Below are 23547 nucleotides of genomic sequence, written 5' to 3' on the forward strand. Positions count from 1 at the left end.
AAATCCTTATTTTTTAATTCTTTTTTTGATGATAACAAAACCTACTATTCCAATGATTATAAATGGCCAAATATAAACCAGACCAATAAAAACTACTTTTAAAATATCCCACCCAGAAACAAAACCTTCTTTAAGTTCAGAAAAAAATGATTTTTCATATGTGTTAGGTTCTTCTTTGAAAGCAACAGTTTCATATAAATCGATTTGAATAGTACTAAAAGCAACTTTATTTGAAAGATACTTTAATTGTCCTTGACTGGCTTCAATCTCTTCTTGAATATGCTGTAATTTTTCTTCAACATTCAATAACTCGTCTACACTTTTTGCTTTAGCTCTAAGAATGGATTCATATCGTTCTTTAACCTCTAATTTGGTTTTCATTCTAGCCTCTACATCAATAAATTCTGAAGTCACATCTTTAGTAGTCATATTTTCATACTCAATAAATTCAGCAACAGTACTTATGGAATCCATAATCTCGTCAAAATCTTTTGAAGGTACTTTTAAAGTGAATCTATTTTCTTTTTTATAAAGATTATTTTCAAATCTTAAATCCGAAATATAAGAACTGTAGTTTCTAGAGATGCGTTTTATCTTTGCCATTGCTTGTTTCACATCTGTTACCTTATACCTTACATTTGCAGATTTGATGATTTTTAAGTTTTTAAATTCTTCCCTTGGCTTTTTGTCTAAAATGTCATCTGTTTCAATCGCTTTAAAATTTGTAGTTACATCAACACTTTCTACCGCAAGTTTTTCGGACATTTCGGATTGATTACAAGCAACTAACACTAAAGCGGCTAAAAATAAGTTTAAGACAATTTTTAATGATTTACGTTTCATAATTTTCTATTTTTAAGATTTTAATCAAATCTATAAGTGAATAGAAAAAACCGACTGTAAAGCTTTTGTAAAACAATTGTATATCCTTTACAAGTCTCAAAACCATTAAAAACCATTCTTATTTGGAGTCTAACGACTTATATTATTTAAACCTGCTGAAAGCATCTGTTGTTAAAACATTCTCAGAAACCAATAAGGTTTCTAAAGATGTTAAGCAATGGACTGGTGATGATATTGTATTATTTCAAGAAGATTTATTAGATAAAGTAAAAACGCGTGTTAGTGAAAAATGGTTTTACACCTACTTTAAAAATGAAGCCGAAAAATTACCTCGAGTTGATATGCTCAACTTATTAAGTCAATATGTTGGATTTGAGAATTGGTCTGAATTTAAGCTGTCTTCAACTCAGAAAAACAATCAAAAATCAAAGTCTTTGTTGTTTTATGCATTACCTATATTATTAATTGTTTCTGTAATTACTTTTTGGACGCTAAACAAATCTAACACTTATAATTTTTGCTTTGTAAATGACATTAATGGTTTACCCATAAAAAACATAACGTTGGATGTGAAAATTATCAATGGCAATGAAACACCTATTTATTTAAAATCTGACAGTAATGGTTGTATTACTTATAAAACAAAGAAAGATTACGTTACGTTTGTTGTACAATCTCCCTACCATAAAACAGATACTGTTATAAAATCTATTAACAACCTTAACAATGGTACCGTAAAATTAAGCACAGACGATTATGCTCTGATGCTCGATTACTATTCTAATAAAAAACTCATTAATTGGAAAGAACACAGAAAAAATCTTGACTTTATTTTTGCTAGTAATGCTGTTATCTTCCAAGTGTATCCAAATAATTTAGGAATTGAATTATATACAAAAGACGAATTTATAAATAAGCTTACAATACCAACTAAAAGCTTAAAACAGATGAAAATTCTAAGTAAATCTTATGTTGATGGTAAAATTGTAAAACTAAAATTTATTGTAGAATGAAAAGATACCTATTCCTATTAATTCTAATAGTATTTAGCTGTAACAATACAACTGAACTTTCCGAAATGGAAACTATATCTACAGACGATTCGTCTCCTATTGAATTTGACTTTAACAAACCCAATTATAGCGAATTAAATGTTATAGAAGAAAAACTTCAAGAAACTTATGATTTAGTTTACTTCTTAGAAAAAAATGAAGATTTTGAATCATCTGCAAAAATAAGTTCTATAATTACCCAGAATATAGTTTTGAATAGTGAACAAAATCCAAGTACCATAACCATAAAGGATTTAAAACAGCTGGGCAACATAGAAATTATAAATGATTCTACATCACACATTAATTTCACTTATAAATTAAAAACTAACAACATAGAGAGGACAGATAGTTTAAAAGCCATAATAAAAAAGAAAGCTATAACTATAGAAGGGTTAACTGTTAACTCAATAAAAATTGATTTTACTAAACACGATTTTTAATCCTTAACCACAATCACCGAACTATTATTATTCACCTTCAACATATACAAACCTATAGCTGCTGCATTGAGTTCTATTGACGTTGTATTACTTTGATCGTTAAAACGTCTATTGGTAATTTCTATTTTTCGTCCTCTAATATCAAATACTTCAATAAGGTCTGTAGCTGCTGAATTGGTTATAAACAGTTCTCTATTCACTGTTGGATTGGGATAAATTTTCTGTTCTTCTAAAAGTGGTATTACAGATGCATTATTATTAAAATAAGGCACTGCAAAACTGAATGTTTTTTCTGCAACAGCTTGCCCAATAAAACGACCCGGAATATCATCTGCTGGTGGATGGATGCCTCCCCAAATTCGGCTTAAACTGGTTTGGTCAGACGCGTCTCTGTAAGTTGCCCATTGCAAAACCACATCAACAGAAGGGCCTTCTTCAAATACTAAGAACTCATTCTTTTTAGCGACAAATTCACCAAGTCCGCCTGGAAAAAACTCACTGCCAGTCATCATGGTTAATAATTCTGCTGCGGTTCTGGAGTATGTTGAATGTCCGGAAACATATCCTGCAAATGGTGGAGTTACGAAGGTTGGTCTTTGGTAAGGGTACCAATTTTCGGCTAAAATCCAGTCCACACCAGCTTGATCGGTCTCGGTATCACCAATAAAATCATGACCTTTCCAAGTGTAGAGTTTAATCTTACCCAAATGTTGACCTGCAAAACCTGCTAAAGGATCTCCAGGTATTACCACTTCTATATAATTTTCAATTAATGGAATTCCACCAAGATGGTAATTGTCTAAGGATGGGTCTGTACTTTGCCCTAGTGCTGCCATACCACGTAATGCAGATATTGGTCTTATATAATCGTACCAACCTTTTACGCTCCAAGCGGAAATCGCTGCATCGTGCATACCACCTCCTAAAACGAAATATGATTTTACATCCCATTCTAACGGAAGCAATACATCTCCTTCGCCTTGAAAACGTTTTTCAAACTGTGGATGATCACTCACATAATTTAATAACGTAAACCAATGGCCTGGTGGAGTTTCGGAATCTGGTCCATCTGCCCAAAACTCAGCCAATACTCTCGTGTAATCTCCACGAGGCACCAAATTAACGTCGTAAGGAGCTTGTGTTACAGGATTTAAGGTATGACCATTACTGCTGCCTCCTCCTTCAAAAAAATCATAGAAACTTGGATAGTCTTCATAGTTTGTTGGAAAGGTACTGATATCTACATTTCCTATGGAATTTGGAGAAATATCCCAGAGGACACCATCATTACTATCTAAATGAGATTGCCAAACCGACACCATGGAAAATCCCCATTTATAAGCATCACTCATACTGTTATTTTCAGTGAGACTGATATAAGGTGGATCTGAGGGATCTAAAAACACATGGTAATCATTACCATCTCTTTGGTAAGTGACTTTATCTTCATCAGTAAGTGCAAAAGCAGAGACATTTCCCCATTCTGGACTTAAAAAAGGTGGAGTATCCTCATCAACAATATTACCTCCTTGGTCTATAAAGATGTTTAAAGCTAGCGGTTGCCAGCGATTGAGATTGTTTATTGGCGGATTTACACCTGCGTTAGCATCGAGTGCATATGGTACATTAACAGGTTCATAATAAGCATTATCATAACCTGTGGCTTCTCTAGAGCCATCTTGCAATCCGAAATCAATAATAGTCTGACCTACGTAATTGCCTAAAGCCGCAGCATTTCCAAATTGATATAATAAGGACGATACGTTAATATCATATCCTAATTTCTCCATGATTAAATCAAACTTTGCCTGAGAAACTTCTACTCCTGGCGAATTTTGAAAACGATGTGTTAGTAGTCTGTACATCGCATAACTTATGGCTCGTTTTTGAGATTCTGTTCTGGTTTCAATGGGTATAAAATCTTCAACTTCACTGGTAAAATTATCAACCGTATTACCTATTAAATAAGGTTTTGCCGCTTCATCATGAATTGCCCAAATATCATACATGGCTACACTCGTATGAAATAGGTTTCTGGCATGAATGGTTGGCCTTGCAAAATCGTTTCTTATGGCGAATAATAGCGCTTCATTCCAGAGTCTGGCAATAGAAATATCTTCTGGTATATCTTCCACACCTAAAGCAACATCTATTGAAACTGAAAGACCAGAACATTCCGCATCGGATTCTAAAACCGAAACGGAACCACTTTCAAAAATTCCCCATGTTACGGTAATTTCGTTAGTGCCTTGTCCGCTTAAAATCTCACCTCCTTCAACTTGCCAATTTGCACTTGATTCTTGAGCAATATTATAGGTGTACGTTTCTGTTTGTAAAAACGAGCTGTTGGTATTACCTACTATGGCTTGCGATTCTAAATACGTACAAGAGCCATCGTCTAGTGTCGCTTCAGGATTATAACTGCAAGACATTGGGTCCGTACAACCATCAATTTTCTGACTTGGCAAAATATCTAAAATCTCAAAACCTTGACCTTCGGTAGCTTTAATCGTGATGTCAGTATCTAAATCGGTAAATGTTTCCAACAAACCCGATGGCCATTCTATTCGTAGTTCTGTAATTGACGTAGCATCGTTTAATCCAAAGTGAACGGCTTGTAAACTCTGGCTGAGAAAACCAACACCAGAATAATAGCGTTTTAGGGTTCCGTTGGTAGTGGTAAGCGTTAATGTTGTTCCGATAGCAGCACGGTTTGATGTTGTGCCTTCTAATTTTACTTTAAACCAATGTAAAGAAGGGTCAGTATCATCAAAGTTTAGAATCTTATTTTCATAAAAAAACGAAGACCCATCACTATTGGTTACAAAGAGATCTATATCTCCGTCATTATCATAGTCCCAATCAATAGCTTCAACACTGATAGACAGGTCATTTAATCCCAATTCAACGGATGCATCTTCAAACGTTTCCTGTCCTTGTACTGTTAAATTTCGAAAATAAAAGTTTGGCTCCGTGCTTCTATCTTGAAATACATAACCATTGGCTACGAATAAATCTTCATCACCATCTAAATCGAAATCTGAAAATCGGGTGCCCCAAGCCCAACCTGTATTTCCTACATTTAAGGCATCTGCAACCTCTTCAAACGTATTATTTCCATCATTCTGCAAAAAGAAATTATTGTCTATTGCAGTTATAAAAAAGTCAAAATCGCCATCGTTGTTATAATCGCTTATGGTTATGCCCATATCGTCTCCCATAGTATCTAGACCATAGGTTGCCGCTTCATCTGTAAATGAGTTTCCATTAGTATTAATGTAAAGATTGTTGGCTTCGTCAAAGTCATTAGACACCAACAGATCCATAAAGCCATCGTCATTAATATCAAAAGGAAATGCCGCATAACTCGCTAAACCTTCCGTGGCTTGGATACCTGTTGCAACCGTGAAATCTGTAAATGTACTGTTGCCATTATTGAGGTAAAGCTGATTGCTATCGCACTCATCCCAATCGTTAATATAAATATCTAAAAATCCGTCATTGTTAAAATCGAACCAAGTGGCTCCCATATTTCGGCAAGCATTGGTAGCCTCAAAACCTGCTACTGACGTGATATTGATAAAAGAACCATTACCAAGGTTTCTCCACAATTGTACTTTGAAAGAATACGTTAAAAACAAATCTGGAAAACCATCGTTATTATAATCTCCCCAAAATGCTCCGCTTTTATGGCCATCTAGCCCAAAGAACTCATCTCCACCTTCTTCTTGGGATAACAAATTGTCGAAGCCTGCACTCTCTGTAACATCTGTAAATGCTCCATTATTCTCATTTCTAAATAAACGGCTTATTGTTTTTTGGCTATTAGGATCGTCCTTTGCCTTGGCTACAACAAAAATATCAAGGTCATTATCACCATCATAATCTGCCACAGCTACGCCATTATTTTCCTCTAAAATCCCTAAACCAACCGTATTTTCGACACGCTCAAAGACTTGTGCGCAAATAGAGTTGTGCATTAACAAGACTATTATAAGGCAACAAAAAGAAACGCTAAAGACAGGTAAGCCTTTAATCATGACAATTTTTTTCTAAATATAAAAAATCTGCTTAACATTCTAACAATTTTGGAAGCTTTAAAAAGCTGTCAAATGTTTTGGTTGCTGATTTCTGTAGTTCGTTTTTATAATCGTGTGCTGTAAAGCCAAACACATCAAATCCTCCTGAGATAGCTGCATGTACTCCTACCAAACTATCCTCAATGACAACACATTCTGAAGGTTGAAAACCCATTGTTTCTGCAGCCCAGAGAAAAACTGCAGGATCTGGTTTCCATTTTTGAACGCCATAACAACTAAACACATTAGATTTAAAGTAAGGCCAAAGACCTGTTAATTCTAAATTGAGTTGAATTTTATTTTCAGGTCCACTCGATGCGACGCAGAATGGTAGTGTTAGGTTATTAAGCGTATCTAAAACATGTTCTATCGGTTTGATATCGCTTTTGAATAAATTAAACGAACGTCTCCGATATTCCGACTCAAAGTTAGACGGTATTTCACCACTAATTAAATCAGAAATTTGATGGATACAATTTTTGAGTGCATTCCCCTTAAAATGCTGATATGCATAGTCCAAATTAATAGTTGCACCCAACTCATTAGCCATATCGACCATAATTTGGTTGCCTAAAGGTTCACTATCGACAAGGACGCCATCACAATCGAAAATGATACATTTATATTTGGACATCTAAGGAGTAGAGTTAGAAACCTGTAGTACTTTACCGTTGTAATAGGTATTTCCTGTTAATGCAAAATCTTGAATATAGGTTGCCATTTCTTTGGCCGTTGTTGGAGCTTGGTAGCCAGGAAAGGCTTCTTCGAGCATTTCAGTTTGAACAGCACCTAATGCTAAGACATTAAATTGTGGTCCAGTTTCTTTAAACTCTTCAGCTAATAATTCCACCAAAGTAATCACTGCACCTTTACTAGAACTGTAGGCAGACAAGCCTGGGAACTTCATGCTGCCTTGAATGCCACCCATTGAGCTTATGGTGACGACGTGTCCGTCGTTTTTTATAAATGGCAAAACTGTTCGGGTTAATTCGGAAACACCAAAGACGTTTGTTTTATATACAGTTTCAAAATCTTTAAATGTGGTTTCAGCAAATGGTTTGTTAATAATAGTACCAGCGTTATTGATTAAAATATCAACATGCTTCCATTCCTTTTTTACAAAATCTGAGACTTTCTCATAATCGGCTTCATTGCAAAGATCGAAAGCGAGGGAAGTAATGTTATCAAAATGCAGATTAGCTACTGGCTTTGCATTACGAGATAATGCCAAAACGTTATGTCCTTGGTTAGCGAAAAGGTGCACGAGTTCAAACCCTATACCTCTACTTGTTCCTGTAATAATTATATTTTTACTCATCTTTTAATACGACTTCTTTAGTTGGTGCATTCATCATACCTTCTAAGGCAGGAATCATTTTGTTTATAAAATTTAACATATGGTCATAATCCATTTTATCCGCTTCATCATCGACATGATGGTAGTAATCGAAATTTGTAAAATCGAAGGTTGAAATGGCATGCGCAGGAATTTGTAATTCCTTATAAAAAGGGAAATTATCTGATCTCATAAACAAGTTGAAGTCTTTGGCTTTTGGAAAAAAACCAACAACCTCTTCTCCTGCATATGTATTTAGTGTTTCTGCAAAATTAGAACGTTCGTAGCCACTCATATAAGCCATTACTTCTGTTGCTGCTCTTGGCACACCAATCATTTCAAAATTAATCATGGTATAAGCATTGATACCTTCTTTTTTTAAACGTGCCGCTAAATGTGCAGAACCTTTAAGTCCCATTTCTTCAGCATCGTACAACGTAATTAATATGCTGCGCTTGTTGATTTTGGTTTTAGCAAAATAGCGTCCAAATTCCATAGCTGCTAAGGTACCCGAAGCATCATCATTTGCTCCATTGGCAATAGAATCGCCTTCAACGACTTTTCCATTTCCTATATGATCGTAATGACCTCCTAGAATAATGAATTCATTTTTAAGCTTTGGATCATTACCTTCTACCACACCGACAATGTTATAACCATCTAAATCATTTAATTTGAAAGAATCGCGATAGGTTTCAAAATAAGGCTTGATATTATTTTTTTGTAAATAGGTTTCAATAAAAACAGCCGCTTTTTCTAAACCTTCAGTTCCTGTGGCACGACCACCTAAAGCATCTGAAGCCAGATACTCCATATTAGCTCTTATGGCTTCTTTTGTAATTTTAGGAGCGGGTCCGTATGCATCTGCACCAGGCTTACCAGGCTCGCCATCTGCGCCTCTTTGTATGGCCACACAAGAAACTAATAGTGCAAACATGGCTATTGAAAATATTTTTTTCATCATAAATCTATTTGAGTCTAAAGATAAAAAAATCCTGTATCAAACTAATGAAACAGGATTTAAACCTTTTATTTATTCTGCTGCGAAGCGTTTACATTTTCTTATTTGCCTTTTTAGCTAAACGACTTACTTTTTTATTTAGATCTTCCATTAGATTATCTACAGCATCCTCGCACATTGGTTGTATTTTCTCAGTGCTCATTACAGGAACGCCTGCTACCATAACCGCTTTTTTTGAAGAACCAGCTACCTCGTTAAACCGAAAAATACTTTTATTATCCTTTGTAAATAAATCCATACTATAACGAGCTTGAATACTAACATAACCAAAATTACCCACACCTGTTTTTACAAATCCAAATGATAGGTTAATAAACATAATGGCATCTACTCCTAAATCTTCGGCTACCGCTTTTAAATCCTTAACATTTTGTCTGTACGTCGGAATCACATTATAGCCTTCTATTGAAACGGTAGAAGCAACATTCTTATTAATACTGCCAGCTTCTTCATAAGTTGGAATAAATGCTTTATATTTTTCATTAGATAAAACATCTGCTTCTGCGATAAGCTCAAAATCAAAATTTTCAGCATATTCACTAAAAAATGCTTCGTGTAATTTATTAAGTGGCGCAGTTAAATTAAAATCGGGATCATCACTTAAGCTTGTGTTTTTAGCAAGCAAATCTGCCGAGGCACTTAATGCTGACAAGTCAATCATTTTATCTGCATAAAATGTAACTACTGCTACCTTCTTCTTTTGAGCATTACCTAACATACAAAGCGATATGAATGTCATTAACACTAGTCCTTTTAAATTTTTCATTTTTTAATAATTTTATTAAGACCTGAATATGAATTATTCAAGCAGACAAATGTACTATTAATAATAATAAATTAATCAAAAAAAACCTGATTTGAATTGCGATAACTATTGCGACAAATCAGGATTCTATTATGAAGCTTGCTTTATTGAAACAATTTCAAAAAAGCACTTATATATTTATTGTACTAACATCGTTACAGGGTTTTCGATGTAGCCTTTTAGCGTTTGAAGAAACTGCGCTCCTGTAGCACCATCGACCGTTCTATGATCACAAGCTAAACATAATTGCATCGTATGACCTACAACAATTTGTCCGTTTTTAACCACTGGTTTTTCAACAATATTACCTACGGATAAGATAGCAGAATTAGGCTGATTGATAATCGATGTAAAACTATCGATACCAAACATACCAAGGTTAGACACGGTAAATGTGCTACCTTCCATTTCATCTAAAGCTAACTTTTTACTTCTAGCTTTACCAGCATATTCTTTAACAGCTGCACCTATTTGCGTTAAACTTTGCTCATTCGCAAATTTAACTACAGGTACTAATAATCCATCTGGTACCGCAACTGCGACACCAATATGTACATGATTATTTAACTGCATTCTATCATCAAACCACTGAGAATTTACTTGTGGATGTTGTTTTAATGCTAAAGCACAGGCTTTAACAATCATGTCATTATAAGATATTTTTACATCTGGAATAGAGTTATACTGCACTCTAAATGCCATCGCATTTTCCATATCAAATTCCACATTTAAGTAATAATGTGGTGCGCTAAATTTAGATTTTGCTAAGTTTTTAGCAATTGCTTTACGCATGTTTGAGTTTGGAATCTCATCAAAATCTTCCTGACCGGATGGTACAAATTTACCAAGTGACGTCGCTTGTGCAGAAGGAGTAAAGTTTTCTATATCTTTCTTTACAATTCTTCCATTTTCACCAGAACCACTAACTTGAGATAAGTTAATGCCTTTTTCTTCAGCCATTTTTTTAGCTAAAGGTGATGCGAAAATTCGACCTCCATCTGAGGTGGACGTCGCACTTGTATTGGAAGTAGCTGGCTTCGGAGTTTCCTTTTTAACCGCTTCTTGTTTTGCTTCTACTTTTGGAGCTTCTTTTTTAGGCTCAGGCTTTGCATCTTCTTTCGGTGCGCTGCCTGCAGGCTTAAAGTTTTTAGCTATACTTGAAACATCAGTCCCTTTTGGGCCAATAATCGCTAATAGAGCATCTACTTTGGCACTTTCACCTTCGTTTAATCCAATCTCTAATAACGTTCCTGATTGAAAAGATTCAAATTCCATGGTTGCTTTATCGGTCTCGATTTCAGCTAGAATATCTCCTTCCTCTATTTCATCACCCACTTTTTTTAGCCATGTTGCCACAGTTCCTTCTTCCATGGTATCACTTAAACGTGGCATGGTAACTACGATGACTCCTTCTGGTAATTCATCAGTTGACGCACTAGTCTCTTCATCTGAAATAGCTTTTACTTCATCAGTAGTTTCAGTCTTAGCATCAGATTTTTCAACGCTAGCGTCCCCTGACAATAAACTAGAAATATCCTCTCCTTCATCACCAATGACGGCTAAGAGTGTATCTACTTTAGCAGTATCTCCTTCTTGAATACCAATATGAAGCAAGTAACCTTCGTTAAAAGATTCGAACTCCATCGTGGCTTTATCAGTTTCGATTTCAGCTAAAATATCACCTTCTTCAATTTTGTCACCAACTTTTTTTAACCAAGTTGCAACAGTTCCTTCTTCCATAGTGTCGCTCAAACGCGGCATATTTATTACTTCTGCCATTGTCTACTTAATTTTATGGTCTATAAATGGGTAATCTTCTTGTTCGTAAACAACATCGTACATAACGCTCTTTTCTGGATATGGCGATTCGTCTGCAAATTTTTCACATTCGGCTACACCAGCTTTTACACGTTTGTCTATAACTTTTAGTTCTGCCTCTGTAGCATACTTTTTATCTAAAATAATATCTTTTACTTGAGTAATCGGATCAATTTTCTTGTATTCCGCTACCTCATCTTTTGTTCTGTAATGTTGTGCATCAGACATAGAATGACCTCTGTAACGATACGTTTTTACTTCTAAAAATGTTGGTCCGCCACCTGTTCTGGCACGTTGAATGGCTTCATCAAAAGCTTCAGCCACTTTTATCGGATTCATACCATCTACTGGTCCGCAAGGCATTTCATAACCCAAACCAAGTTTCCAAATATCGGTATGGTTTGCTGTACGTTCAACTGAAGTTCCCATAGCATAACCGTTGTTTTCACAAACGAAAACTACTGGTAAATTCCAAAGCATGGCTAAATTGAAAGTTTCGTGCAAAGACCCTTGTCGTGCTGCACCATCTCCAAAACAACAGATAGTCACGGCATCTTTGTCGTGATACTTATCGCCAAATGCAATACCAGCACCTAACGGAATTTGACCTCCTACGATACCATGACCACCATAAAAACGATGTTCTTTAGAAAAAATATGCATAGAGCCTCCAAGACCTTGAGAAGTTCCTGTTGCTTTCCCGAATAATTCTGCCATAACACGTTTTGGATCTACTCCCATACCAATGGGTTGTACGTGATTACGATAAGCCGTTATCATTTTGTCTTTTGTAAGATCCATGGCATGTAAAGCACCAGCTAAAACGGCTTCTTGTCCATTATATAAATGAAGGAATCCTCTAACTTTTTGTTGAATATAAACTGCTGCGAGTTTGTCTTCAAACTTTCGCCAAAACAGCATATCCTCATACCACTTTAGGTAAACTTCTTTCGTTATTTTTTGCATTTCTTGATGAGTTCTTTAAAATAGAATAACAAAAATAACACTTTAGACAATAATGAAGAAACAGTATATCGTAAAAAAATAAGCGATTACTGAATTTAGTGCAATGAAAACCTTATAATACTGAACTTTCAAAAAGAAGTGGCAATAAATTAGCCAATGACTTTGATTTTACAACCTTGCCTTTTGCTCCCATGAAATATATTTCTATAGGTGCCTCTTGTTTTATTTCGTATTCTGCTATAGATTGTCTGCATGATCCACAAGGTGGAATTGGTTTATCTGTTACCTGATTTTGAGACGAGGCTGTAATAGCCATTTTTAAGATTTTGGCTTTCGGGTATTTTGCGCCTGCATAATATATGGCTGTACGCTCGGCACATAAACCTGAAGGATAACAAGCGTTTTCTTGATTACTACCGATGATGACCTCATTATTATCTAACCAAATAGCCGCTCCGACATTAAATTTAGAATAGGGAGCATAAGCATTTTCTCTAGCTTCTATAGCGGCTTGCATTAAATTTTGAATATCGTTAGGAAGCTCATTGAGATCTGTATAGACCTGTAGTGTGGTTTCAATTTTAACTTCCTTCATTCTTTTCTATTTAATTAATAGCTTAATTTAAAACAAAATTTTGAATTGACATGAGACAAAAAAACTATTGCTTGGTGAAACAATAGTTTTTAAATCTTAATTTTTTATGATTCAGTTTTAATATTCATTGTATTCACCATCTCCAAAATTAAAAGTCAGAGAAAAACGCAAGGTATTTTCTAGTGGACTCTGAACTTGTGCGGCTGAAAATAAATACGATAAATCTATATTTATAGTGGTATACTTAAAACCTGCTCCAAGGGCAAAGAACTTACGAGCCCCTTTATCATTAGCTTCATTAAAATAACCTGCTCTGAATGCAAAATTTTCTTGATACGTATATTCTGCGCTTAGAGCCCAAGTAAATTCTCTTAATTCTTCACTAAAACCTCCTGGTGCATCACCAAAAGATTGAAAGACTCCATTTAAGAAACTGACATCCGTACTTTGACCCTCTAGGATGGTGTCTGCTTGCGAAGCTGCTTCTTGCGCTTCAGTCTGAAAATCCCCATCGGTTGGATCAAATATTCCATCTGGTTCTCCGTTTGGACCACCAATATCTGTAAAAACAATCCTTTCACCACGTATTGGAGGAGTTGGCACTAAATATTTAGCCACCTCAGCTGTTACTGCTAATTTGTTGTATTGATCGAAAATAAAATCGAAACCAGCACCTAATCTTAAGTTGGTAGGTTGAAATACTTCTTGTCCACCATCATCATACCTAAATCGTGGTCCTAAATTTTGAATAGCAAAACCCATTCTCCAACGGCCATTAAAATCACTATAAGCTTCTTCTTCACTTTGATAATAACCTGTAATATCAGCACCAAAGGTACTTCCTGGACTTGCATTAGGATCTACGGTGTCAATTCTTAATGCCGACCTCATATAACGCAAAGCTACAGCCATTGAAAACCGATCGCTTAGACGTAAGGAGTACGCTGCATCAATAGCATATTCATTTGGTTGTACAGCTATACCGTCATCAGTAGGTCCTTGTGTTAGTTGAATTTCACCTAAAGAAAAATATTTTAAACCCACCGAAAAGGCACTCACCTCATTGATGCGATTAAAATACGTGACATAACCTAATGAAATATCATTCACCAATCTCGACAAATACGGAGTATAACTTAAACTTGCTCCTTGTTTCGCTTCTGAAAACGCATACTTTGCAGGATTGTATTGTTGTGAAAACCCATCTACAGACGTTGCCACTCCCATATCACCTAATCCAGCAGACCTTGCATCTGGCGCAATGAGCATAAATGGTAAACCGGTTGTAATGACACGGCTGTCAAAATTACTAGGGATAATTTGAACGGTTTCTTGTCCAAAATTCTGAGTTATTGTCGCCAAGGCGATAAATAGTATTATGTAATTTTTCATGTATTTTATCTATTGTTTTTTAACGGCTATCCCGATAACTATCGGGACTGTTTGCTATGAGTCATTCCCTTGGGTGATAAAACTTTTAGCATGCTCGTTTCATGTTCAATTTTTGAATAGTTGTACCAACGTTGTAGTACTAAATCGTTGACAAATATAAATTATTATTTAAGAAATGATTTAAACTTTTTGGTTTTGCTGTAAATTCATGATAATTCATTCTTATTGGCAATTTATTCCGAAAAACTACCAATTGGACTACTTTTCTAAAAAAAAAGTTTTTCGGTATTAAAAGGTTCTCGATTTGTTAATATCAGAAAGAAATTTCTTTCAACTTTTAAAGAATTACTAATTTCTGAATTTTTTCTACTTGTTTATTTAAACGGTTAGATTTCACTTTTAGTTTATAAACGTAGACACCTTTTCCTATTTTATCTCCAAAATCGTCTCTTCCGTCCCAAACAATATCTTTAGATAATGAACTTACGGCTTTACTGCCACCCGAAGTTTGTCCGTTTAAAGTACGTACCAATTTACCTGATATTGTAAATATTTGTACCGAAACATCTAAAGGTTCTGTGCTATTATGATTAAACCAAAACTCGGTATAACTCACAAAAGGATTTGGATAGTTTAAAACATTATTAATGACCAGTTCTTCATCTTTATCGAATACCACAAATTGAATCTCTGCCGTTGAAGAGTTATTATACACATCCCAAGCTTTTAACGTTAAGGTATGCAAGCCTGGCTCTAAATCTCTAAATGGATACGTTACGGTTCCGTTGGTATAATCGTCAATATTGGCCTGATAATAATTGTTGAGTACAATTGGGTTCGTTGCATCTCCATCAATAATAGCCGTAATATCATGACCAATGCCACTAGCCGTATTTATACCATTACTGTCTTGAAGCTTTACCAATAAATTTGGTGCTTCGTTTGTAATACCGCCTGAAACGAAGTTTTCGTCATTCATGAAGAGATTAATTAGAGGTCCAATATTATCTTCTGGAGCATTTTCATTAATGCCACCAATTTTAACATCGAAATTAGAACCTGCTTGATCTGAAAGTGGATTATCCGTTTGCGCATAAAAACTGACTTTACCATTACCTACAGGAATAACAATATCTCTTGGCACAATAAAATCGAAATCAAACAACCCATTAGTAACCGTTGCTTGACCTTTAAAAATGACTTCGCCTAGTGTTGTGAAATCCATAATAATGACACCATCAGCATCCGTTGCTCCGTCATTACCGAGGGTTTGTCGCTGAATTGATTTATCGAAAACCGTAGCCGTAAGTATGCCATTATAGTTGGTGAGTAAATTGCCGTTAACATCTACAACTTCGCCTGCTAGCTTTGTATAACTTAATGCTTTTAGCGTATCTATAGGTTGTGTAATGTCAACATCATTGACCTTAGTTAATCTAATTTCTGGTTTTGCAAAGGCCAATTTCATAGCAGGATCACCAATATAGAAGACCAAGCGCTTTTGTTCTGAGCCAGCTATATTATTATCTATTTTAGTTAATCGCAAGGCCTCAGCTGCTGAAGGATAATTGTTAGAACCGAAAGCAAATAAATAATCATCTAACTCCTCATTGAATCTTCTACCTACGTTAAGAAAAATTTGTCGTGTTGTCGTAATTAAACCAATAGATCCTCCTGTTTTATTCCAAAAGGTAAATTCACCTGCAGTATCTCTGCTTGGATCATCAAATTTAGTGTACTCGCAAGTCACCGTTATAAATAGATTGTATTTACAAATGTTATTCACTTCTTGAGATTCAAACTTATCGAAAATACGTTCTTTGGCAATACCATCTTCGCCTCCATGTCCGAAATAATTGACCACTAAAGCTCCAACTTCAATAGCATCTTTAATGGCTTTATTCACTTTTGGGTATCGATCACCTGCTGCTGAAGATTCTTGTTCAAAAGCATCGGAATGGATCTTCACCACATTTATAAATGGTTTTCCTTCATTTAAAGCCGTTCCTAAAGCATCTGTAGTCTCTTGAAGTGCTCTTTCTCCTGAAACATCGACATCATCTGAAATTAATACCACATTATTTCTCCAGCTGCCATAAGCTTCCTCTTGGTAATACGCTTGCAGTTTATCGACCATTTCTTTAGCGCGTTGTACATTTTCTGCCAAAATTCTACCAACAGCGATATCCATACGATCACTACCCAATAAATCATTTCCTTCGTCATCATCTAACAATGTATAGAAATCATCTGAGACAAAAGAAGTTACCAAACTAAAGCTAGATTTAGAATACCACGATGGTACTAAATTGGTATTGTTTCGAATTCTATTCTTATAATCATAAGAGCTATCACCAAACAGACATAAATATTGTAATCTTTTAGCAGGTGTACTGGCATTATCGTAAACATATTTAACGAAATTTCGCAGTGCTGCAATATCTTGGCTACCTGTGCTAAACTCATTGTAGATACTTTGCAAATCAACAACTTTTACGTTAAGATTGTATTGTGCTCTATTAATTTGTGCTAAGCGCTCTGCTTGCGCCACAAATGGCGTTGGTGCTAAAATAAGGTAATCTATATCTTCAAACTGACCTTGCGCATTGTTAAAAATTGTTCCTTTTAAATCTTGGTTGGCAACCACTGATCTTGCATCTCTTATCGGTTCTAAAACGCTTGAATTAGAAAACGCCACATACGTTCTTTCTTCACCAGATTGCGCCTTAAAAGCCATTGTGCTTTCATTATTCGTATTTGTAAAACTCCTTACATTGAAACGGTCTGTAATATCCCAAATTTCGGATACACTAGACGTACTAGACAAATTATATTGGGCAATACCAGGATTGGTAATCACTTCTCTATTTTTGAAAACCATTTGGCCTCCTTCGTAAATTAAACTTCTGGTGGCTTCTATATTAATATAATCTAAGAAAGCACTTGCCGATGGGTTGCCATTGTTGTTATACTCTAAAGTTACGGTTACAGCATCAGAATTAATGAGAAGTTCTTCATCCACTGTGCGATCAGAACCCAAGACCGAGCCTGGTGTAATTGTACCCAATAATGGATTTGCCACTTCATTACCATTAACACTAACCTTCATTCTGGTATCGACTTCTGAAACAGATCCAACCACAACTTTTAAATCCACAGGAACATTATTGACAAGGTTTGGAAATTGAAACTCGTAAGAACGCTCATTTTCAACATCAAAAGCATCACCAAACCATTTTCGTCCTAACTTCGCCAAGTTCACTTCATCGACTTCATAGAATTGATAATCTTGAAATGTGTTAATTTGAAGATCTGCTGGTGCATTAATAGTTGGCATCGACTGAATACGTTTACCATTTCCAGAACTAATATTAACGTAATAATAAGTTTGGTCGGTATAAAGGTTTAAATTGGTTTCACTTTCTTCATTGTAAGTCTTAGGCCCTTCGCCATAAAATTCAATAAAATCATTATTATCGAAACTTCCATCCGCTTCTCCAACGAATTTTACAGCATTTTCAACCACATCAAAAGGATAATTTGCTGCATTTTCATAAGGTAACATTCTACCTCCATTACCATAAATCTTAATATTTCTAGGATCTACAGCATTGGTATTAATCCCTAAACTATTCAAAAAGTTTTTAGACAATCTATATATACCAGACTCTACAATGTAAAAACGAAACCACTGTCCGGAACTTAAGACTGAACTCGTCACTGTATTTGTATTGGAACTGCTAGTAGTAGAACGACCAGCACTAAGATTATATGTTATTGTAAATGCTGTGATTTTTTTATAAGTCCCTCTGTCCTTTATAATAGGTGTTAATTGAAAGTAGTAACCACGTTGTCCTCGCGCATTGGTATTGTTTAAATTATATTCTGGTGCATTTGGAATAAGGTTAGTATTTAGACTTTTAAGTTCAGAAGCCGAAATAGCTTCATAACTCACATTTATTAATTGTACTGAATTCTCATCCACTTGGCCTCCATTACTTTCCCATTGTGCAAAAAAGGTTAATCCCTTATCTTCAGTATAGCTAAAATGATTAGAATCGAAAGAAGGCACCTCAACTTTGTTGTAGGCTGTTTCTAAAACTATAGTCCCATTCCAATTAATATTGAATTGCTTTTGCTGACCAAAACAGAACAGCGCTAATAGTAAGAAAGTCATTAAGCAACAATTTTTCATGTATGTATATGTAGTGCTTTTAGCTGACACATGTTGTTCGTTAATAATCATTTCCTTGGATAATAAAATTTTTAACATGCTCATTTCATGTATTCATTTCGTTTTTTAGTCGTTTGTAGAATGTTCTATTTTGATTAAAATGGTACAAAAAAGGAATTTTACTATAAAATAACGGCTATTAAAGCACGATATTATGACCTCACAATTTTTATTTCAAAAATACAACAATAATTCATTTCCATAGCCGTTATTAAAGAGCAAAATACATCGATAAATTGAAAAAAATCCGTTGTTATGTTCAAAAAAAAGGACGAAATGCACATTTTTTTGCATTTAGACGCAAAAAAAAGTTGTCAGTTTACCTTTAATTGTTATATTGCGACTCTAAAATTAAACGAGCTTACTTAAACGTATGGATATGAAAAATGTCTCAAACCTAAAATTTCTAATAGCAATCACGCTTTGTGCGTCCATTGTTAGCTGCAACCGTTCTTCAAATTCTGGCAATATAGACAGTGCCACAGGATGGAAGATAAACGACCGTCAAGGTGGTTTTCAGTACAACACCGAATTTAAAGAACAAGAAACACCTCCAGGAACTGCGTTCATTGAAGGTGGAACTTTTACAATGGGTAAAGTCGCAGATGACCCAATGCACGATTGGAACAACACTCCAAATCAGCAACACATTCAGTCATTCTATATGGATGAAACTGAAATTACAAACATCAATTATCTCTATTATTTAGATTATTTGAAAAGTGTTTACCCACCAGATAATCCAGATTTTGCATTAATCTATAAAGGTGCGCTTCCAGATACATTAGTTTGGAGAAACCGTTTAGGTTATAATGAAATGATGACCGAAAACTATTTACGTCATCCTGGTTATGCCAACTATCCTGTAGTAGGTGTAAGTTGGATACAGGCCGTAGAATACGCCAACTGGAGATCTAACCGAGTAGCGGAATTGTCTTTACAAGAAGCTGGTTATATTAAAAGAGATGCACAATACACCGATTTAAGTGCTGAAAGTACGTTTGACGTTGATACCTACATCAATGCGCCAACAGAAACTTATGGTGGTAATGCCGAAGTATTAGAAGGTGGACAACGAAGACAACAAGTGGATGCCGAAGGTAACCCTATTAACATTTATGCAAATAGAGAATCTGGTGCCATTACTGTAAAATATAGACTACCAACAGAAGCAGAGTGGGAATACGCTGCTTTAGGTATGAGTGAATTACGTAGCTTTAATGTGTATAGAGGACGTAAAAAATATCCTTGGGATGGTCAATATACTAGATCTGGAAAACGTGTGAATCGTGGAGATCAAATGGCTAACTTTAAGCAAGGAAAAGGTGATTACGGTGGAATTGCAGGTTGGTCCGATGATGGAGCTGATATTACTGCTGAAGTAAAAACGTACGCACCAAACGATTACGGTTTATATGATATGGCTGGTAATGTTGCAGAATGGGTTGCCGATGTTTACAGACCTATTGTTGATGATGAATTTAATGATTTCAACTACTATAGAGGAAATGTCTATACAAAAAATGCAATCAACGAAGATGGTACCGTTAAAATTGTAGCAACTGACGAGATTGTTTACGATACGTTAAGTAATGGAAAAATTGTAGCTAGAGATTTACCTGGTGAAATTGCAAGGATTCCTGTGGATGAAGACGAAACGTACTTAAGAACTAATTTCAGTCAAAGTGACAACAGAAACTTTAGAGATGGTGATAAGCGCTCTTCGCGTTATTACAGAGAAAACTTTGAAGAAACGACTGAAGGAAACAAAGCCGATACTGGTAGAATGTATAACTCACCAAAACATAGTGTTGCGGTAGATTCTACAGAAGGTAGGCTAGAAAGACAATACGATCAATCTAGTAACAGAACGTCATTAATTAACGATGAAGTTAGAGTTTATAAAGGTGGATCTTGGAGAGACAGAGCGTATTGGATAGACCCAGCGCAGCGTCGTTACTTTCCACAAGACATGGCTACAGATTACATCGGTTTTAGATGTGCAGTATCTCGTGTTGGCTCTAAAAGCGAAAAAGGAGGTAAGAGACGTAATTAAAATAAACGTTCAATAATATTTATAAAAGTCCTGATAAATTTATCAGGACTTTTCTATTTTTAACACCATCTAACTTACATATCAAAAAACTACTGATTAGTTATAACTGGTATGTAGCTGTTTTAAAACCTATGAGCATAGACGCTATTTATTCAAAATTTAAAGCTTGCACTTCTATCTGCACCGACACCAGAAAACTTCAAAAAGATTGCATGTATTTTGCACTTAAAGGTGCTAATTTTGACGGTAATACATTTGTTCAAAAAGCAATTGATGGTGGAGCTAAATATTGTGTCATAGATGATGATAATGCTAAAATAAACGACAATTGTATCTCTGTTGCAGATGTATTAACAACACTTCAAGACCTTGCCACACATCATAGAGATGCCATTGGTATTCCTATTATTTCACTTACAGGTAGTAACGGTAAAACCACTACAAAAGAACTTATAAATGCTGTATTAAGTAGCACTTACAAGGTCGGAGCTACTGTTGGAAATCTCAATAATCATATTGGTGTTCCATTAACATTATTACATTTTTCTGAAAATTTAGATTTTGGTATTGTAGAAATGGGTGCTAACCATCAAAAAGAAATCGAATTTTTATCAGGAATTGCAAAGCCAAACTTCGGTGTGGTCACCAATTTTGGTAAAGCTCATTTAGAAGGCTTTGGAAGTATTAATGGTGTCATCAACGGAAAATCTGAATTATACACCTATCTGAAGAACGACGATCAGCTGATCTTTGTAAATGGCGATGATCAAACACAAATCGACCAAATAGATCATTATACTCATAAAAGCACTTTTGGCTCAAACACAAAAAATGACTGTGTTATCTCATTTGAAAGTGCGAACCCGTTTGTTACCATAAATTATGATCACACTCAAATTGAAAGTCAACTTATAGGTGACTACAACTATGGAAATATTTCAATTGCCGTTGCTATTGGTAAGTATTTTAAAGTCAATACTACAAACATAAAACGCGCTATTGAAAACTATAAGCCAGATAATAATCGTTCTGAAATCATTGAAAAAGGGACTACAAAAATTATTCTCGATGCTTATAATGCGAATCCTACGAGTATGCTTGCCGCACTTAACAATCTAAAACAACTTAATGCGAAGCATAAATACCTTTTTTTAGGAGATATGTTTGAATTGGGAACGGAAGCGGAAAAGGAACATCAAAACATTGTAGACTTTACAGAGGCTAATTTTGAAAATAACGTTTACCTAATTGGTGAGAATTTCTATAAAACAAAAACAAAACAATCCACACATAAATTTCCGAGTTTTGAAGCGCTAACACCAGAATTAGATAACCTTCAACGTAACAACGCTACAGTTTTAATTAAAGGATCTCGAGGGATGGCTTTAGAACGAATTTTGGATTTTTTATAGATTAAAAATAAGTGTGAGTTTTGTTACTTCAGATTTAACTCTTTGTTGCAAATACAATCCCAAATCGTTATCACGATTCTTGGTATTTTTAGTTTCAAATATCACCTTAAGCCTTTGGATTCATTATAAGATTAACTGCGTTGATCCAGAGAAAACCTCTTCTGAAAATAGAATCCCGAAGCGTTATCACGATTCTTGGTATTTTTAGTTTCAAATATCACCTTAAGCCTTTGGCTTGGTGATATTTGAAACTAAAAATCCCGATTTGCAAATGCAAATCGGGATTCTGCTTGATGTGGGTCATACTGGATTCGAACCAGTGACTTCCACGTTGTCGACGTGACACTCTGAACCAACTGAGTTAATGACCCTTTTATTCTGATTCAAAGTTAATCTTAATTGTTGCAAATTTCAAGATATAATTAACAATATTTTATATGCTATGTCCTAATTTTATCAAAAACAGAATACCGTAGTTCATGATCGACAAAGCTTATATTTTTCAATTTCTCAAAGATTTAAAACAGAACAATTCCAAAGCATGGATGGATGAAAACAGAGACCGTTATCATACCATGAAAACCTATTGGCTGAGTGAAATTGAATTAATTCTTGAACGCTTATCTCAACACAACTCTGAATTTGAAAAAGTAAACCCTAAGAAAACACTAAGTCGTATCAATAACAATCGAAGGTTTCATCCTAACCGACCTGTTTACAAAAGCCATATCACCTGCTCACCTGCTGGAAGAAAGGCATATGATACCTCAACATTCTTTATTTCAATTGGTCCAGAAGAGTCATTTATTGGTGGTGGTATTTATCATCCTTCTAAAGACTACCTAGAAAATATAAGAGCTGCTATTGATTACGATGGTGAGCGCTTAGAGAACATTCTAGCACATGACGATTTTAAATCTTTTTATGGCAGCTTAAACCAATACGAAGACAAACTTGTAACATCACCTCAAAATTACAACAAGAATCATCCCTATATAGACTTAATAAATCATAAGAGTTTTACAGCAACGATTAACTTAACTGAGGATCAAATAACAAATGCTAATTTTGTAGATTTAGTAGAGGAAGCGTATTTAAAATTTAAACCTTTGGATGATTTTTTGGTGGAAGCCATTACGATGGTAGATTGATTTTGTTTGTTTTAATAGAAAGGGATTACATATCCCTAATACGAAACCGCTCCTGCAATATCAATTCCGATGCGGTAGATGCATCTTGAAATTTCTGTTTCTAAAAAGCACCTTAAGCCTTTGGCTTGTTCTTTTTGTAAACAGAAATTCCGATTTGAAAATTCAAATCGGAATTGCTTTTAATGTGGGCGACAAGGGATTCGAACCCCTGACCCCTTGGGTGTAAACCAAGTGCTCTGAACCAACTGAGCTAGTCGCCCTATTTATTCGACCCGAAAGTAATCGGGATGCAAATATAGACTAGTTTTTAAAATCTCAAAAGGTTTTCTGAGAAAAAATGAAAT

General features: G+C 35.1%; 16 protein-coding genes and 2 tRNA genes. 5 read left to right on the forward strand and 13 right to left on the reverse strand.

Annotation, left to right across the window (positions count from 1 at the left end; translation table 11 throughout):
* Positions 1 to 6 precede the first annotated feature (6 nt).
* Positions 7 to 843: a DUF4349 domain-containing protein gene (locus AB8B52_RS06980; protein WP_406026566.1), complete on the reverse strand. Its 837-nt coding sequence runs from the start codon at positions 841 to 843 to the stop codon at positions 7 to 9.
* Positions 844 to 965: 122 nt separating this feature from the next.
* Here AB8B52_RS06980 and AB8B52_RS06985 point away from each other — a divergent pair, with 122 nt between their 5' ends.
* Positions 966 to 1856 (forward strand): hypothetical protein, encoded by an 891-nt coding sequence (locus tag AB8B52_RS06985; protein WP_406026568.1) that lies wholly within the window; start codon positions 966 to 968, stop codon positions 1854 to 1856.
* The gene (locus AB8B52_RS06990; protein ID WP_406026570.1) at positions 1853 to 2338 is read left to right on the forward strand and encodes a hypothetical protein; all 486 of its coding nucleotides are present in this window, start codon (positions 1853 to 1855) and stop codon (positions 2336 to 2338) included. The genes AB8B52_RS06985 and AB8B52_RS06990 overlap by 4 nt, the downstream gene beginning before the upstream one ends.
* Here AB8B52_RS06990 and AB8B52_RS06995 read toward each other — a convergent pair.
* The 10 genes from AB8B52_RS06995 to porU form a co-directional block, all read right to left on the reverse strand.
* Positions 2335 to 6318, reverse strand: a complete 3984-nt coding sequence (locus AB8B52_RS06995) for an FG-GAP-like repeat-containing protein (RefSeq protein WP_406026572.1) — start codon at positions 6316 to 6318, stop codon at positions 2335 to 2337. The two genes, AB8B52_RS06990 and AB8B52_RS06995, sit on opposite strands and share 4 nt — an antisense overlap.
* A gap of 91 nt (positions 6319 to 6409) precedes the next feature.
* Positions 6410 to 7051, reverse strand: a complete 642-nt coding sequence (locus AB8B52_RS07000; RefSeq protein WP_406026574.1) for an HAD family hydrolase — start codon at positions 7049 to 7051, stop codon at positions 6410 to 6412.
* A complete protein-coding gene (locus AB8B52_RS07005) occupies positions 7052 to 7735 on the reverse strand; it encodes an SDR family NAD(P)-dependent oxidoreductase (RefSeq protein WP_406026576.1) in 684 nt (227 codons plus the stop codon). It lies immediately after the preceding gene.
* On the reverse strand, positions 7728 to 8714 hold the full coding sequence (locus tag AB8B52_RS07010; protein ID WP_406026578.1) for a M28 family metallopeptidase: 987 nt from the start codon (positions 8712 to 8714) through the stop codon (positions 7728 to 7730). The genes AB8B52_RS07005 and AB8B52_RS07010 overlap by 8 nt, the downstream gene beginning before the upstream one ends.
* A gap of 91 nt (positions 8715 to 8805) precedes the next feature.
* Entirely contained in the window at positions 8806 to 9540 is a 735-nt protein-coding gene (locus tag AB8B52_RS07015; RefSeq protein ID WP_406026579.1) for a hypothetical protein, read from the reverse strand.
* Between the two features lie 177 nt (positions 9541 to 9717).
* Complete coding sequence (locus AB8B52_RS07020) at positions 9718 to 11358, reverse strand: pyruvate dehydrogenase complex dihydrolipoamide acetyltransferase (protein ID WP_406026581.1); 1641 nt, start codon at positions 11356 to 11358, stop codon at positions 9718 to 9720.
* A gap of 3 nt (positions 11359 to 11361) precedes the next feature.
* Positions 11362 to 12363 (reverse strand): pyruvate dehydrogenase (acetyl-transferring) E1 component subunit alpha, encoded by a 1002-nt coding sequence (pdhA, locus tag AB8B52_RS07025; protein ID WP_406026583.1) that lies wholly within the window; start codon positions 12361 to 12363, stop codon positions 11362 to 11364.
* Positions 12364 to 12475: 112 nt separating this feature from the next.
* The gene (gene cdd, locus AB8B52_RS07030; RefSeq protein WP_406026585.1) at positions 12476 to 12958 is read right to left on the reverse strand and encodes a cytidine deaminase; all 483 of its coding nucleotides are present in this window, start codon (positions 12956 to 12958) and stop codon (positions 12476 to 12478) included.
* A gap of 117 nt (positions 12959 to 13075) precedes the next feature.
* The gene (porV, locus tag AB8B52_RS07035) at positions 13076 to 14350 is read right to left on the reverse strand and encodes a type IX secretion system outer membrane channel protein PorV (protein ID WP_406026587.1); all 1275 of its coding nucleotides are present in this window, start codon (positions 14348 to 14350) and stop codon (positions 13076 to 13078) included.
* Positions 14351 to 14687: 337 nt separating this feature from the next.
* Positions 14688 to 18545, reverse strand: a complete 3858-nt coding sequence (porU, locus tag AB8B52_RS07040) for a type IX secretion system sortase PorU (RefSeq protein ID WP_406026588.1) — start codon at positions 18543 to 18545, stop codon at positions 14688 to 14690.
* 412 nt (positions 18546 to 18957) lie between these two features.
* Here porU and gldJ point away from each other — a divergent pair, with 412 nt between their 5' ends.
* Positions 18958 to 20640 (forward strand): gliding motility lipoprotein GldJ, encoded by a 1683-nt coding sequence (gene gldJ / locus AB8B52_RS07045; protein ID WP_406026590.1) that lies wholly within the window; start codon positions 18958 to 18960, stop codon positions 20638 to 20640.
* A gap of 131 nt (positions 20641 to 20771) precedes the next feature.
* Positions 20772 to 22052, forward strand: coding sequence for a UDP-N-acetylmuramoyl-tripeptide--D-alanyl-D-alanine ligase (murF, locus tag AB8B52_RS07050; RefSeq protein ID WP_406026592.1), 1281 nt, complete (start codon positions 20772 to 20774; stop codon positions 22050 to 22052).
* A 296-nt stretch (positions 22053 to 22348) separates the two neighbouring features.
* On the opposite strand, the gene AB8B52_RS07055 is transcribed toward murF, so the two are convergent.
* A tRNA-Val gene (locus tag AB8B52_RS07055) sits at positions 22349 to 22423 on the reverse strand.
* 108 nt (positions 22424 to 22531) lie between these two features.
* Between AB8B52_RS07055 and AB8B52_RS07060 the strand changes: the two genes are divergently transcribed.
* Positions 22532 to 23203 (forward strand): DUF2461 domain-containing protein, encoded by a 672-nt coding sequence (locus AB8B52_RS07060; protein WP_406026594.1) that lies wholly within the window; start codon positions 22532 to 22534, stop codon positions 23201 to 23203.
* A gap of 185 nt (positions 23204 to 23388) precedes the next feature.
* On the opposite strand, the gene AB8B52_RS07065 is transcribed toward AB8B52_RS07060, so the two are convergent.
* A tRNA-Val gene (locus AB8B52_RS07065) sits at positions 23389 to 23463 on the reverse strand.
* Positions 23464 to 23547: the final 84 nt, after the last annotated feature.

It is taken from the genome of Winogradskyella sp., from assembly GCF_045105575.1.
GTDB lineage: Bacteria > Bacteroidota > Bacteroidia > Flavobacteriales > Flavobacteriaceae > Winogradskyella.